Annotated in this window: 13 protein-coding genes; 9 read left to right on the top strand and 4 right to left on the bottom strand. The window is 70.4% G+C overall.

Features of this window, described 5'->3' with window-relative positions:
* Positions 1–344: 344 nt before the first annotated feature.
* Positions 345–728 (bottom strand): VOC family protein, encoded by a 384-nt coding sequence (locus ACQEV2_RS35715; protein WP_433051176.1) that lies wholly within the window; start codon positions 726–728, stop codon positions 345–347.
* A gap of 48 nt (positions 729–776) precedes the next feature.
* Positions 777–1,064, bottom strand: a complete 288-nt coding sequence (locus ACQEV2_RS35710; RefSeq protein WP_433051173.1) for a DUF1905 domain-containing protein — start codon at positions 1,062–1,064, stop codon at positions 777–779.
* Positions 1,065–1,271: 207 nt separating this feature from the next.
* On the opposite strand from ACQEV2_RS35710, the gene ACQEV2_RS35705 reads away from it, so the two are divergent.
* Complete coding sequence (locus ACQEV2_RS35705; RefSeq protein ID WP_433051170.1) at positions 1,272–2,669, top strand: glycoside hydrolase family 16 protein; 1,398 nt, start codon at positions 1,272–1,274, stop codon at positions 2,667–2,669.
* A gap of 112 nt (positions 2,670–2,781) precedes the next feature.
* Here ACQEV2_RS35705 and ACQEV2_RS35700 read toward each other — a convergent pair whose 3' ends face one another.
* Positions 2,782–3,444: an ArsR/SmtB family transcription factor gene (locus ACQEV2_RS35700; protein WP_433051167.1), complete on the bottom strand. Its 663-nt coding sequence runs from the start codon at positions 3,442–3,444 to the stop codon at positions 2,782–2,784.
* Positions 3,445–3,518: 74 nt separating this feature from the next.
* On the opposite strand from ACQEV2_RS35700, the gene ACQEV2_RS35695 reads away from it, so the two are divergent.
* From ACQEV2_RS35695 to ACQEV2_RS35685, 3 genes are read left to right on the top strand one after another with little or no spacing between them, the layout of a single operon-like run.
* Positions 3,519–3,980, top strand: a complete 462-nt coding sequence (locus tag ACQEV2_RS35695; RefSeq protein WP_433051164.1) for a hypothetical protein — start codon at positions 3,519–3,521, stop codon at positions 3,978–3,980.
* On the top strand, positions 3,953–4,918 hold the full coding sequence (locus ACQEV2_RS35690) for a rhodanese-like domain-containing protein (RefSeq protein WP_433051161.1): 966 nt from the start codon (positions 3,953–3,955) through the stop codon (positions 4,916–4,918). The genes ACQEV2_RS35695 and ACQEV2_RS35690 overlap by 28 nt, the downstream gene beginning before the upstream one ends.
* Positions 4,915–6,174 (top strand): MFS transporter, encoded by a 1,260-nt coding sequence (locus ACQEV2_RS35685; protein WP_433051158.1) that lies wholly within the window; start codon positions 4,915–4,917, stop codon positions 6,172–6,174. The genes ACQEV2_RS35690 and ACQEV2_RS35685 overlap by 4 nt, the downstream gene beginning before the upstream one ends.
* A gap of 81 nt (positions 6,175–6,255) precedes the next feature.
* Here the strand turns inward: ACQEV2_RS35685 and ACQEV2_RS35680 are convergent, their stop codons facing one another.
* On the bottom strand, positions 6,256–7,146 hold the full coding sequence (locus ACQEV2_RS35680) for a helix-turn-helix domain-containing protein (RefSeq protein ID WP_433051155.1): 891 nt from the start codon (positions 7,144–7,146) through the stop codon (positions 6,256–6,258).
* A 180-nt stretch (positions 7,147–7,326) separates the two neighbouring features.
* On the opposite strand from ACQEV2_RS35680, the gene tkt reads away from it, so the two are divergent.
* The 5 genes from tkt to pgi are packed head-to-tail and all read left to right on the top strand — an operon-like array spanning position 7,327 to position 14,688.
* The gene (gene tkt / locus ACQEV2_RS35675) at positions 7,327–9,402 is read left to right on the top strand and encodes a transketolase (RefSeq protein ID WP_433051152.1); all 2,076 of its coding nucleotides are present in this window, start codon (positions 7,327–7,329) and stop codon (positions 9,400–9,402) included.
* A 19-nt stretch (positions 9,403–9,421) separates the two neighbouring features.
* Positions 9,422–10,570 carry a transaldolase gene (tal, locus tag ACQEV2_RS35670; RefSeq protein ID WP_433051149.1) on the top strand — a complete coding sequence of 383 codons (1,149 nt, stop codon included), beginning with the start codon at positions 9,422–9,424 and terminating at the stop codon, positions 10,568–10,570.
* Positions 10,567–12,111 carry a glucose-6-phosphate dehydrogenase gene (zwf, locus tag ACQEV2_RS35665; RefSeq protein WP_433051146.1) on the top strand — a complete coding sequence of 515 codons (1,545 nt, stop codon included), beginning with the start codon at positions 10,567–10,569 and terminating at the stop codon, positions 12,109–12,111. Before tal ends, zwf begins: the two co-directional genes overlap by 4 nt.
* Entirely contained in the window at positions 12,108–13,043 is a 936-nt protein-coding gene (opcA, locus tag ACQEV2_RS35660; protein WP_433051144.1) for a glucose-6-phosphate dehydrogenase assembly protein OpcA, read from the top strand. The genes zwf and opcA overlap by 4 nt, the downstream gene beginning before the upstream one ends.
* Positions 13,036–14,688, top strand: a complete 1,653-nt coding sequence (gene pgi / locus ACQEV2_RS35655) for a glucose-6-phosphate isomerase (RefSeq protein ID WP_433051142.1) — start codon at positions 13,036–13,038, stop codon at positions 14,686–14,688. The genes opcA and pgi overlap by 8 nt, the downstream gene beginning before the upstream one ends.
* The last annotated feature ends 1 nt before the right edge of the window (position 14,689 follow it).

Raw genomic sequence — 14,689 nt, 5'->3', positions numbered from 1 at the left:
GGACCGGCCGCGAAACCGGGTTTCCCCAGGTCTAGCTGGCGGTTCAGAGGGCGCCTGGGCCCGTGGGCCGGTGATCTCGCCTACGCGGCGCCGCTCGGCGCCGGCAGGCGCTCGGCGAACCGGACGAGGCCGAGGACACAGACAACGGCGGCCGCGCCGACGTGGGCCAAAGGTCGACCAGCTCGCGAACCGCCGGAAGCTCCGCGCTCGCGGTGGCCGGCTGCCGAGGTGCGACAAGGCCGACCACCGCGAGCGCCATGCAGTCGAATGCGGCATCAACCGACTCAACAGGCACCGGGCGGTGGCCACCCGGCACGGCAGGCTCGCCGTCCGCTGCGTGAGCGTCAGGAATTCATGGCGGCCCGGTCGGACTCACTGCGCAGAACGCAGAATTCGTTGCCCTCGGGATCAGCAAGGATCGCCCAGCCCGAACCATCGGGATTCCGGTGATCGGCGACAAAGGTGGCACCGAGGCCCAGCAGCCGTTCCACCTCCTGATCGCGCGAGGTCTCAGGGCGCAGACACACATGGATCCGGTTCTTGATCGTCTTGGCCTCGGGCACCTGGTTGAAGTACAGCACCGGGCCCTCCGCCAGCATCACCTGAGTCTCCCGGTCACCGGGTCTGTCCTCCGGATGCAGCGGACGGCCGGTCACCCTGCTCCAGAACCGAGCCAGCTCGTAGGCATCCGCACAGTCAATCGCCACGTTCTGCAATACCGAGACCATGCGCGCGAGCCTTCCTGATCTCCACGCCGAACGCCACCGAGTTGCGCTCTAGAGGCGGACGGTCATCCCCACGGTCACCTCGTCACCGGCCCCGAGCCCCTGCGGCGCACGCACGGCCTTCTTGAGCGGCAGCAGATACCCACCGTCCTTGGGGAACAGCGACGTCTCGAAGGCGACCTCGCCGATCCGCGCCTCCACCGGGATGACACCCCAGCCGTACGTGGCCATCGCGGCCACCTCCCGGATGTCCGCGGACTCGTGGTCCGGCACCTGGACGAAGTAGTACGGCGCCGGCCCGCGCCATTCGATCACCCGGCCGGTGAAGACGAGTTCCATACGGTCAGAGCCTCTTCTCTCCCAGGCGGCACGCGTCGGCACATTCACGCATTCATAGGGTGAACTTCCCTGCGGCGCAAGGCTTTTCTGTGCTTCACCTCTTGACGACCGGAACGACGGGGAGCACATTGGCGACACTTTGAGAGCGCTCTCAACGGCACCCGCACCCTCAACTCCCCACTCCGTACACCGAGAGGCAGCACCCCCATGAGCGAACCCTCCGGCATACACCGCAGACGCCGCCCCCTCACCCGCGTGCTCGTCGCGGCGCTCGGCACTCTCGGCCTGGCGGCGGCCGCCGCCACCGTCGCCGTCCCGCCCGCGAACGCCTCCGCGCCCACGCCCCCGACGGGCTGGACGCAGGTCTTCCTCGACGACTTCAACGGCGCCGCGAACACCGGCGTGAACACCTCCAACTGGCAGTACGACATCGGCACGTCGTATCCGGGCGGCCCCGCCAACTGGGGTACCGGCGAGGTCGAGACGATGACGAACAGCACCGACAACGTCTCGCTCGACGGCAACGGCAACCTCCGCATCACGCCCCGGCGCGACGCGGCCGGCCGATGGACCTCGGGCCGTATCGAGACGGTGCGGACCGACTTCCAGCCCCCGGCGGGCGGCAAGCTGCGCGTCGAGGGCCGCATCCAGATGCCGAACGTCACCGGCACGGCCGCCGAGGGCTACTGGCCGGCGTTCTGGATGCTCGGCGCGCCCTACCGCGGCAACTACCACAACTGGCCGAGCGTCGGCGAGCTGGACCTCATGGAGAACGTCCAGGGCCTGAACCGGGTCTGGGCGACGATGCACTGCGGCACCAACCCCGGCGGCCCCTGCAACGAGACCACCGGTATCGGCAACTACACGGCGTGCCCCGGCTCGACGTGCCAGTCGGCGTTCCACACCTACACCATGGAGTGGGACCGCTCGGTGAGCCCGGAGACGATCCGCTTCTACGTCGACGGCACCCAGTTCCACTCGGTCAACGCGAGCCAGATGGACGCGACGACCTGGTCCAACGCCACCAACCACGGCTTCTTCATCATCCTGAACGTGGCGATGGGCGGCGCCTTCCCGGACGCCTTCGGCGGCGGGCTGGACGCCGACACCCAGCCCGGCCACCCGATGGTCGTCGACTACATCCAGGTGCTGTCGGCCAGTGGGAGCGGTACCACACCCCCGCCGACGGGCAACCGTGACGCCTACAGCGCCATCCAGGCCGAGTCGTACGACGGCCAGAGCGGCGTGAGCACCGAGTCCACCTCGGACTCGGGCGGCGGCCAGAACATCGGCTCTCTGGCCAACGGCGATTGGGCTCTCTTCCGGGGCGTCGACTTCGGCTCGTCGGCGGCCACTCAGTTCGTCGCCCGGGTGGCGAGCGGTGCGGCGAGCGGCGTCAGCGGGCTGGTCGAGGTGCGCCTGGACAGCCGCAGCAACGCGCCGATCGGCAGCTTCGCGGTGGCCAACACGGGCGGCTGGCAGTCATGGCGGACCATCCCGGCGAACATCAGCGGGGTGACCGGCACGCACGACGTCTATCTCACCTTCACCAGCGGTCAGCCGTCGGACTTCGTGAACGTGAACTGGTTCAACTTCGGCCGCTGACAGACGCGGTGTTGATGCCCTTGTTCTGTCGACGCCCCTTGTTCTGTCGACGCCCCCTGTGTTGCCCATGCCCTCGCGAGACCTCCGTGGTCCTCGCGGGGGCGTCACCCGTTCACGCCGCCGTCTCCACGGGCAGCTCCGCCAGCCGCCACTCCAGCATCCCGTCGGTGAGCCGGACGGCCCGGCGGCCGCGGGCTTGCAGAAGGCGTACGGCGTCGTGGGCCAGGACGCAGTAGGCGCCTCGGCAGTAGGCCACCACCTCGGCATCCTCGGGCAACTCGGTGATGCGGTCGGCGAGTTGGTCGACCGGGATGGACAGCGCGCCCGGGATGTGTCCGGCCGCGTACTCCTCGGCCGGGCGGACGTCCAGGACGACGATCTCGCCGGCGGCCGCGCGGGAGAGCAGCTCCTCGCGGTCGACGGCCGTGGTGTCGTCGGCTCCCAGGTAGGCGGTGCGGGCGGGTTCGACGGCGGGCTGGTGAGTCTGGGCGACGCGCCGGAGCAGGACGTAGAGGGCGGCCACGTCGTCGCCCGCCAGGCGGTAGTGGATGCGTACGCCGTCGCGGCGGGTGGCGACCAGGCCGGCCTGCCGGAGGGTCTGGAGGTGCGCCGAGGCGGTCGTCAGATTCAGGCCGGCGGCCTTGGCGAGGGCGTCGACGGTGCGCTCGCCCTGGGCCAGCAGATCGAGCAGTTCGAGGCGTTTTCCGCTGCTCAGCGCCTTGCCGGTGCGGGCGAAGGCGTCGTACAGGGCGGCTTTGCGCACCGCGTCTCCCATGGCTTTCCTCGCCTCCCGTGGATTCCTCCATCATTCCATGGAATATTGTAAGCAACGGGAATGAGGATGTGGGCGTGCGGGGCGCCCGGCCCGTACCGTGGCATCTGGAGGATCCCGTGGGCTTCGCCGACGATCATCTGGTTCCGCTGGTCGACACCGGTCTCGGCAACAGTGCCTACCTCGTCGACCTCGGTGACGGCCGCGCCCTGGCCGTGGACGCGAGCCGCGATCTGCGCGCCCTGCGTACGGCGGCCGGGCGACGCGGGCTGACCGTCGCCTTCGCCGCCGACACACACCTGCACGCCGACTTCGTCACCGGCGCAACTCAGCTCGCCGCCGACGACGGCGCGACGGTGCTGGCCTCCGCCGCCGGGCGGCGCACCTTCGACCACCGCGGGCTGGCCGACGGAGACGAGGTGGACCTGGGCGGGCTGACCCTGCGCACGCTGGCCACCCCGGCCACACCGACGAACACCTGTCCTTCCTCCTCCTCGACGGCGCACGGGAGGTGGGCGTCTTCACCGGCGGCTCGCTGATCGTCGGCTCCGCCGCCCGCACCGACCTCCTCGGCCCCGCCCGCGCCGAGGAGCTGGCCCGCGCCCAGTACCGGTCCCTACGGCGCCTGGCCCGGCTCCCGGACGTGACGGCCGTATGGCCCACGCACGGCGCCGGTTCCTTCTGCTCCGCCCCGCCGGGCGCCGAGCGCACCACGACCATCGGCGCCCAGAAGCGGGCCAACGCCCTGCTGGCCGCGTCGGACGAGGACAGTTTCGTACGGGAACTGCTCGGCAGCCTCGGCTCCTACCCCGCGTACTTCGAGCGGCTGGCGGAGATCAACCGGCGTGGCCCCGCGCCGCTCCCCGCCGAGCCCTCGCTTCCGGCGCTGTCCCCGGCCGCCGTACGGGAACTGCTCGGCCAGGGCGCGCAGATCGTCGACGTACGCGGGGTGCGGGACTTCGCCGAGGGGCACGTTCCCGGCGCCGTCTCCATCCGGCTGCGCGACGCGTTCGCCTCCTGGCTGGGCTGGCTGCTGCCCGACGACAGCTCCCTCGTCTTCGTCACCGAGCCCGGCCAGGATCTCGCCGAACTCACCTGGCAGGCCCTGAAGATCGGCTACGAGCGACTGTGCGGGCATCTGACGATGGACGCCTGGACGGCCGACGGTGGCGAGCGGGTGACCGTCGAGGTCGTCGCCGCCGCCGACGTGGGCGACCGTCCCGTCCTCGACGTCCGCCAGCGGTCCGAGTGGGAGTCCGGGCACATCCCGGGCGCGGTCGCCATCGAACTCGGCGATCTGGCCGCCCGTGCGGACGAGGCGCCGCCGGGTGCGCTCGTGCACTGCGGGCACGGTGAGCGCGCCATGACGGCCGCGAGTCTGCTGCAACGCGCCGGGCACGAGGGCCTCGCCGTCCTCGCGGGCGGCCCGGCCGACTGGGCCGAGGTCACCGGCCGCCCGCTCCAGGAGGGCGCGTGACCACGCACACCGAGGCCGGCGCCGTACGGCTCGGACTGCGCGCCAATCTCGCCCAGTTCAGCCTGCTCGTCCTCGTCAACGCCCTGGTCGGCGGCATGCTCGGCCAGGAGCGCACCGTACTGCCGCTGCTCGCCGACGACGTCTTCCACCTGTCCGCCTACACCGCCGCCCTCACCTACATCCTGGCGTTCGGCGCGACGAAGGCGGTGACCAACTTCTTCGCGGGCACCCTCTCCGACCGGTACGGCCGCAGGCCGGTGCTGATCGCCGGGTGGCTGATCGCGCTGCCCGTGCCCGCGATGCTGGCATGGGGTCCGTCCTGGGGCTGGATCGTCGCCGCCAATGTCCTGCTGGGCGTCAACCAGGGCCTGACCTGGTCCACGACCGTCATCATGAAGATCGACCTGGCGGGTCCGGAGCGGCGGGGCCTCGCGATGGGCCTGAACGAGGCCGCCGGGTACGGCGCGGTGGCCGCCACCGCGATGGCCACGGGCGCCATCGCCGAACACGCCGGCCTGCGCCCCGAGCCCTTCCTGCTCGGCGCCGCGTATCTCGTCGTGGCCCTCGGCCTGTCCGTGTTCGCCGTCCACGAGACCCGCGAACACGCCCGCGCCGAGGCCGCACTGCACCCCGTACAGGCAGCAGCCGAACGTGAGTTGACGACCGCTCAGATCGCGCGCCGGACGAGCCTCACCGACCGGGCCCTGTCGGCGGCCAGCCAGGCAGGCCTCGTCAACAACCTCAACGACGCCCTCGCCTGGGGCCTCTTCCCGCTGCTGTTCGCCGCGCACGGCCTGTCGGTCGCGGAGATCGGTGTGCTGGCCGCGCTCTACCCGGCGGTCTGGGGTGCGGGGCAACTGGTCACCGGCTGGTGGTCGGACCACATCGGCCGCAAAGCCCTCATCACCGCGGGCATGCTGCTGCAGGCGGCGGCGATCGGTCTCGTCGCCGAGGGAACGACGTTCGCCGTGTGGGCGGCCGCGCAGGTCCTACTGGGCGTCGGCACCGCGCTGGTGTACCCGACCTTGCTCGCCGTCATCGGCGATGTGGCCCACCCCGCATGGCGGGCGCGCGCGGTCGGCGTGTACCGCCTGTGGCGGGACGGAGGGTTCGCGGTGGGGGCGTTGCTGGCAGGGGTGCTGGCCGACGCGTACGGTCTGACGACGGCGATCTGGACAGTGGCAGCGCTGACGGCGACCTCGGGCGTGATCGTAGCGGTGCGGATGTACGAAACACGCGGTTCGGCAACCCCCTAGGGGCACGGGGAACTGCGCGACAAGCCACGACGCACCCGCAGACGCCGAACGACCCGGCGCGGCACCCTCGAAGGCGCCCGATCAACGCAGCTCCGCACGGAACGCCGCCGGCGTCACCTCCGTGTGCTGATGGAAGAACTTGGAGAAATTCGCCGCGTCCGGAAACCCAACCGCCGCCCCCACCCGCCCAATCGGCATGTCCGTATGAGCAAGCAACCGCTTGGCCTCCAAAATCACCCGCCGGTCGATGAACCCCTTCGGCGTCTGCCCCGTCGCCGCACGAACCGCCCGCACAAGAGTCCGGCGTGAGTAACCGAGCTGGTCGGCATAGGCACTGACACTGTGATTCGTCGCGAACCCCTTCTCCACCGCATCCCGGAAGAGGGTGAACGTCGTGTCGGCCTGCCCGCGCGCGGCCTCCGCCGAGCTCGCGGCGAGGTGGGCGAGGCGCAGCAGGAACGCCGTCAGCGAGTGCCGCAGCACCGCCGTGTGCAGGCTCAGCGGCAGCGTCGCCGTGTCCTCGTACTCGTGTTGGAGCTGGGCGAGGGCCGACCGCAGGGCGCTGAGCTGGGCCTCGTCGGGGTGGAGCAGAGGCGGGAGGTCATAGCGGTACAGGCCCGTCGCCTCGACCGTCGCGCGGGGCAGGAAGCCGGGCTGCATGGTCAGGACCGTGCCTCGGTACCCGCCTGTCCCCGAGAAGCGGTGGACCTGGCCGGGGCGGATCCACAACAGGTCGCCGGCCTGCGCCTCGTACTCGGCGAAGTCGATCATGTGACGTACGGGACCCTCGCTGAAGAGCATCACGATGTGGAAGTCGATGCGGTGCACGCGCTCCAGCGGCGCGCTGTCCGGGTGCCAGGTGTGCTCGGTGCCCATCGGCCCGACCTGCATGCCGACGCCGCCGACGCTCAGCTCGACGGGGAAGGGAAAGGTTCTGATCCCCTCGGCGCCGCCTTCGCCCCTTGTATCCACGATGTCCGTCTCGTGCCGTCTCACTCGAGTACCGCCCCCGCTCAGCCGTGCGCAGCACTCCGCGCGGTGTCCCACTTTCACCACAGCCTGACACACGCCGACCTTCCCTCGTAAAAGTCAGACTTTTACTTTTGAATGCGTTGGACCAGCCGCTTCGCTCCGAACGAGGACTTTTTGAAGATGAGCACGCAGACACCGGACAGCTTCGAATGGACCGACTTGGACCGGCGTGCCGTCGACACCGCCCGCCTCTTGGCGGCCGATGCCGTGCAGAAGGTCGGGAACGGCCACCCGGGCACGGCGATGAGCCTGGCGCCGGCCGCGTACACGATCTTTCAGAAGGTGATGCGTCACGATCCCGCCGACCCTGAGTGGACCGGGCGGGACCGTTTCGTTCTCTCCCCCGGCCACACCTCGCTCACGCTCTACACCCAGCTCTTCCTCGCCGGGTACGAGCTGGAGCTCGACGACCTCAAGGCGTTCCGGACGCACGGTTCGAAGACGCCGGGTCACCCCGAGTACGGCCACACCGCCGGCGTCGAGACCACGACCGGACCGCTCGGCCAGGGTGTCGCCAACGCGGTCGGCATGGCGATGGCCGCCCGCTACGAGCGCGGCCTGTTCGACCCGGAGGCTCCGCGGGGCGAGTCCCCGTTCGACCACACCATCTGGGCGATCGTCTCCGACGGCGACCTGGAGGAGGGCGTCTCGGCCGAGGCGTCCTCGCTGGCCGGCCACCAGAAGCTCGGCAACCTGGTCTTCCTGTACGACGACAACCACATCTCCATCGAGGGCGACACGGCGACGGCGTTCTCCGAGGACGTGCTCAAGCGGTACGAGGCGTACGGCTGGCACGTGCAGCGGGTCGAGCCCGCCCTGGGCGGGGACATCGACGTCCACGCGCTGTACGCGGCGCTCAAGGCGGCGCAGGCCGAGACCGAGCGCCCCTCGATCATCGCGATGCGCACGATCATCGCCTGGCCCGCCCCGAACGCGCAGAACACCGAGGCCTCCCACGGATCCGCCCTCGGTGCCGAGGAGATCGCCGCCACCAAGCGCATCCTCGGCTTCGACCCCGAGCAGTCCTTCGAGGTCGCCGACGAGGTCCTCGCCCACACCCGCCGGGCCCTCGACCGGGGCGCCGAGGCGCACGCTGCCTGGGACAAGCAGCTCGACAAGTGGCGCGGCGCCAACTCCGAGCGGGCCGACCTGTTCGACCGGATCGTCGCCGGCCGGCTGCCCGAGGGCTGGGAGTCCTCGGTCCCGGTCTTCGAGGAGGGCAAGGCGGTCGCCACCCGCGCCGCCTCGGGCAAGGTGCTCCAGGCGCTGGGTGCCGTCATCCCCGAGCTGTGGGGCGGTTCCGCCGACCTCGCCGGGTCGAACAACACCACCATCGACAAGACGAGTTCGTTCCTGCCGAAGGGCAACCCACTGCCCGAGGCCGACCCGTACGGCCGGACCATCCACTTCGGCATCCGCGAGTTCTCGATGGCCGCCGAGATGAACGGCATCGCCCTGCACGGCAACACCCGTGTCTACGGCGGCACGTTCCTGGTGTTCTCCGACTACATGCGCAACGCCGTCCGCATGTCCGCGCTGATGCAGCTGCCGGTGACGTACGTGTGGACGCACGACTCCATCGGCCTCGGCGAGGACGGCCCCACCCACCAGCCGGTCGAGCACCTGGCCTCGCTGCGGGCCATCCCGGGCCTGAACATCGTCCGCCCGGCCGACGCCAACGAGACCGCGATCGCCTGGGCCGAGATCCTGCGCCGGCACGCCACCGACCCGGCCCCGCACGGCCTCGCGCTCACCCGCCAGGGCGTGCCGACGTACGCACCCAACCCCGAGGCGGCGAAGGGCGGTTACGTCCTTCGCCAGTCCTCGACGGAGATTCCGGACGTGGTCCTCATCGCCACCGGCTCCGAGGTCCAGCTCGCCGTCGCCGCGCGGGAGCAGCTGGAGGCGGAGGGGATCGGCACGCGGGTCGTGTCGATGCCGTCCGTGGAGTGGTTCGAGCAGCAGCCGCGCGAGTACCGCGAGAGCGTCCTGCCGCCGGCCGTGAAGGCGCGGGTCGCGGTCGAGGCCGGGATCGGGCTCACCTGGTACCGGTTCGTGGGCGACGCCGGACGCATCGTCTCCCTGGAGCACTTCGGCGCCTCCGCCGACGCCAAGACCCTGTTCGCCGAGTACGGCTTCACCCCCGAGAACGTCGCCGCCGCAGCCAGGGAATCGCTGGCCGCCGCGCGTGGTTGATCCTGCCGCCAGAAAGAAGATGATCACAGTGACCACCGAAGCAACCGCCACCGCGGGCAGCCTCAAGCGCCTCTCCGACGAAGGCGTCTCCATCTGGCTGGACGACCTGTCGCGCAAGCGGATCGAGTCGGGCAACCTCGCCGAACTGGTCGAGAACAAGAACGTCGTGGGCGTCACCACCAACCCGTCCATCTTCCAGGCCGCCATCGGCTCCGGCGAGGGCTACGAGGAGCAGCTCGCCGACCTCGCGGTGCGGGGCGTCACGGTCGACGAGGCCGTGCGGATGATGACCACCGCCGACGTCCGTGCCGCCGCCGACATCCTGCGGCCCGTGTACGACGCGACGGACGGCCGGGACGGCCGCGTCTCCATCGAGGTCGACCCGCGCCTCGCCCACCACACGGCGGCCACCATCGCCGAGGCCAAGCAGCTCGCCTGGCTGGTCGACCGCCCCAACGTGATGATCAAGATCCCGGCGACCAAGGCCGGTCTGCCCGCCATCACCGAGGTCATCGCCCAGGGCATCAGCGTCAACGTCACGCTGATCTTCTCCCTGGAGCGCTACCGCGAGGTCATGGACGCCTACCTGGCCGGTCTGGAGAGGGCCGCCGCGAAGGGCCTGGACCTGTCCGCCGTCCACTCCGTGGCCTCCTTCTTCGTCTCCCGCGTCGACACCGAGATCGACAAGCGGCTGACGGCGCTCGGCACGGACGAGGCCCTCGCGCTCAAGGGGCGCGCGGCGCTCGCCAACGCCCGCCTTGCCTACGAGGCGTACGAGGAGGTCTTCGCCGGTGACCGTTGGACCGCCCTCGCCGGGGCGAAGGCGAACAAGCAGCGCCCGCTGTGGGCCTCCACCGGTGTCAAGGACCCCGCCTACAAGGACACCCTGTACGTCGACGAGCTGGTCGCTCCCGGCACCGTGAACACCATGCCGGAGGCCACGCTCGACGCCACCGCCGACCACGGCGAGATCACCGGCGACACGGTGACCGGCGGCTACGCCCAGTCCCGCGCCGACCTGGCCGCCGTAGAGGCACTGGGGATCTCGTACGACGAGGTAGTCACCCGACTGGAGGACGAGGGCGTCGCCAAGTTCGAGGTGGCGTGGCAGGACCTGTTGAACGCCGTGAAGAAGTCCCTCAGCAGCAAGGGAGCTGACGCAGCATGACCTACTCCGACCGGGACCGGGGCTGGGACAACCCCCTGCGCGACCCCCGCGACCGCCGTCTCCCCCGGATCGCGGGCCCGTCCGGCCTCGTCATCTTCGGCGTCACCGGCGATCTGTCCCGCAAGAAGCTGATGCCGGCCGTGTACGACCTCGCCAACCGCGGCATGCTGCCGCCGGGCTTCTCGCTCGTCGGGTTCGCCCGCCGGGACTGGGCGGACCAGGACTTCGCGCAGGTCGTGCACGACTCGGTGCGCGAGCACGCCCGTACGGAGTTCCGCGAGGAGGTCTGGCAGCAGCTCGCCGAGGGCATGCGGTTCATCCCGGGCGACTTCGACGACGACGAGGCGTTCAAGCAGCTGCGCCAGACGGTCGACGAGCTGGACACGGCGCGCGGTACGAGCGGCAACTACGCCTTCTACCTCTCCGTACCGCCGAAGTTCTTCCCGAAGGTCGTCCAGCAGCTCAAGGAGCACGGCCTGGCGGACGCCCCCGAGGGGTCCTGGCGGCGGGCGGTCATCGAGAAGCCGTTCGGGCGCGACCTCGCGAGCGCCCGTGAGCTGAACGAGATCGTGCACGACGTGTTCGATCCGGAGCAGGTCTTCCGTATCGACCACTACCTGGGCAAGGAGACCGTCCAGAACATCCTGGCGCTGCGGTTCGCCAACCAGATGTTCGAGCCGATCTGGAACCGGTCGTATGTCGACCACGTACAGATCACGATGGCCGAGGACATCGGCATCGGCGGCCGGGCCGGCTACTACGACGGCATCGGCTCCGCCCGTGACGTCATCCAGAACCACCTGCTCCAGCTGATGGCGCTGACCGCCATGGAGGAGCCGGCGTCCTTCGACGCCGCGTCGCTGCTGATGGAGAAGCTGAAGGTGCTCAAGGCGGTGAAGCTGCCGGAGGACCTCGGCGAGCACACCGTGCGCGGGCAGTACGCGGCCGGGTGGCAGGGCGGTGAGCAGGTCCTCGGGTACCTGCAGGAGGACGGCATCGACCCGAAGTCGAAGACCGACACCTACGCCGCCATCAAGCTGAACGTCGACAACCGGCGCTGGGCGGGCGTGCCGTTCTACCTGCGCACCGGCAAGCGGCTCGGGCGGCGGGTGACGGAGATCGCCGTGGTCTTCCAGCGGGCGCCGCACTCCCCGTTCGACTCCACCGCCACCGAGGAACTCGGCCAGAACGCGATCGTCATCCGCGTCCAGCCCGACGAGGGCGTGACGGTCCGGTTCGGCTCCAAGGTGCCGGGCACCTCGATGGAGATCCGGGACGTGACGATGGACTTCGCGTACGGCGAGTCGTTCACGGAGTCCAGCCCGGAGGCGTACGAGCGGCTCATCCTGGATGTCCTCCTCGGCGACGCCAATCTGTTCCCCCGTCACCAGGAAGTGGAAGAGTCCTGGAAGATCCTCGACCCGATCGAGGAGTACTGGGACACGCACGGCAAGCCGGCGCAGTACGCGTCCGGGAGCTGGGGACCCGAGGAAGCCGACGAGATGCTCGCACGAGACGGACGGAGCTGGCGCAGGCCATGAAGATCGACCTGACCGACACCACGGCAAGCAAGATCAACAAGGCGCTGGTGCAGGGCCGCCGCGCGATCGGCACACCGGCCGTGGGCATGGTCCTGACGATGGTCATCGTCACGGACGAGGAGAACGCCTACGACTCGATCAAGGCGGCCGAGGAGGCCTCGCACGAGCACCCCTCGCGCACCCTGGTCGTCATCAAGCGGCACGCCCGCACCCCGCGCGACCGCACCCGCTCCCACCTCGACGCCGAGGTCCGCGTGGGCGCCGACGCCGGCACCGGCGAGACGGTAGTGCTGCGCATGTACGGCGAGGTGTCCGACCACGCCGACTCGGTCGTGCTGCCGCTGCTGCTGCCGGACGCCCCCGTCGTGGTCTGGTGGCCGGTGGACGCGCCGGAGAACCCGTCGAAGGACCCGCTGGGCGCACTGGCGCAGCGCCGGATCACCGACCTGTACACCACCGAGACCCCGCTGGCCGACCTGGAGCTCCGCGCCCGCTCCTACGCGCCCGGCGACACCGACCTCGCCTGGACCCGGCTCACCCCGTGGCGCTCGATGCTGGCCGCGGCGCTGGACCAGGCGCGGGTGCCGATCGTCTCGGCGGCCGTGGAGGCCGAGGCCGACAACCCGGCGGCCGAGCTGCTGGCCCGCTGGCTGGAGGCACGCCTCCATGTCACCGCCGAGCGGGTCGTCACCGCCGGACCGGTCGTCACCGGCGTGCGCCTGGGCACCGAGAACGGCGAGATCGTCATCGACCGTCCGGAGGGCCCGCTGGCCACGCTGTCCCTGCCGGGCCAGCCGTCCCGCACCCTCGCGCTGAAGGTCCGCACCACCTCCGAACTCATCGCCGAGGAGCTCAGGCGCCTCGACGCGGACGAGATGTACGCCGTCGCCCTGCGCGGCGAGGCTCCCAAGGAGACGCCCTCTCATGTCTGAGACGCCCAAGCTGACCCGGCGCCCCGAGTGGGCGGCCCTGGAGGACCACCGCGCGGACGTGCTGCACCGCCCCAGGCTGCGTGAGCTGTTCGCGGCCGACCCCTCACGCGCGCAGCGGTACGTCGTGCGCGTCGGTGACCTGCGCATCGACTACTCCAAGCACCTCGTCACCGACGAGACGCTCGCCCTGCTGCAGGAACTGGCCGCCGCCACCGACGTGTTCGGGCTGCGTGACGCCATGTTCCGCGGCGAGAAGATCAACGTCACCGAGGACCGGGCGGTGCTGCACACCGCGCTGCGCGCCCCGGCCGACGCGGTGATCGAGGTCGACGGCGAGAACGTGGTGCCCAAGGTGCACGCGGTGCTGGACAAGATGAGCGCGTTCGCCGAGCGCGTCCGCTCCGGCGAGTGGACCGGCCACACCGGCCGCCGTATCCGCAATGTCGTCAACATCGGCATCGGCGGCTCCGACCTCGGTCCGGCCATGGCGTACGAGGCCCTGCGCCCGTTCACCGCACGGGAGTTGACGTTCCGGTTCGTGTCCAATGTCGACGGCGCCGACCTCCACGAGGCGGTGCGGGACCTGGACCCGGCGGAGACGCTGTTCATCGTCGCGTCCAAGACGTTCACCACGATCGAGACGATCACCAACGCCACCTCGGCGCGTTCCTGGCTGCTGGCGGGGCTGGGCGGCGACGACAAGGCGGTCGCCCGGCACTTCGTCGCGCTGTCGACGAACGCCGAGAAGGTGACGGACTTCGGTATCGACCCGGACAACATGTTCGAGTTCTGGGACTGGGTCGGCGGGCGGTACTCGTACGACTCGGCGATCGGCCTGTCGCTGATGATCGCCATCGGCCCGGAGCGTTTCCGGGAGATGCTCGACGGCTTCCGCATCGTCGACGAGCACTTCAAGAGTGCGCCCGCCGAGGCCAACGCCCCGCTGATCCTGGGCCTGTTGGGCATCTGGTACGGCAATTTCTGCGGCGCCGAGTCCCATGCGGTGCTGCCGTACTCGCACTACCTGTCGAAGTTCACGGCGTATCTGCAGCAGCTGGACATGGAGTCCAACGGCAAGTCGGTGGACCGCGACGGCCACACCGTCGGCTGGGAGACCGGCCCGGTGGTGTGGGGCACGCCCGGCACCAACGGGCAGCACGCCTACTACCAGCTGATCCACCAGGGCACCCGGCTCATCCCGGCCGACCTGATCGGCTTCGCCCGCCCCGTCGCCGAGCTGAGCGACGACCTCAAGGCGCAGCACGACCTGTTGATGGCGAACCTCTTCGCCCAGGGTCAGGCGCTCGCCTTCGGCAAGACCGCCGACGAGGTGCGCGCGGAGGGCGTGCCCGAGGAGCAGGTGCCGCACCGCACCTTCCAGGGCAACCACCCGACCACCACGATCCTCGCCCCCGAGCTGACCCCGTCGGTCCTCGGCCAGCTCGTCGCCCTCTACGAGCACAAGGTCTTCGTCCAGGGCGCCGTGTGGAACATCGACTCCTTCGACCAGTGGGGCGTCGAGCTCGGCAAGGTCCTCGCCAAGCGCGTCGAGCCCGCACTGACCCAGGGCGCCGACGTGCCCGGTCTCGATGCCTCCACCGCCGCTCTCGTGGCCGCCTACCGTGAACTCAAGGAAGTGAAGTGAC

Source organism: Streptomyces sp. CA-251387, assembly GCF_050936625.1.
In the GTDB taxonomy this organism is placed as follows: domain Bacteria; phylum Actinomycetota; class Actinomycetes; order Streptomycetales; family Streptomycetaceae; genus Streptomyces.
Note: the sequence above shows the minus strand (reverse complement) of the source record. Positions and strands in the feature narration are given on the sequence as shown.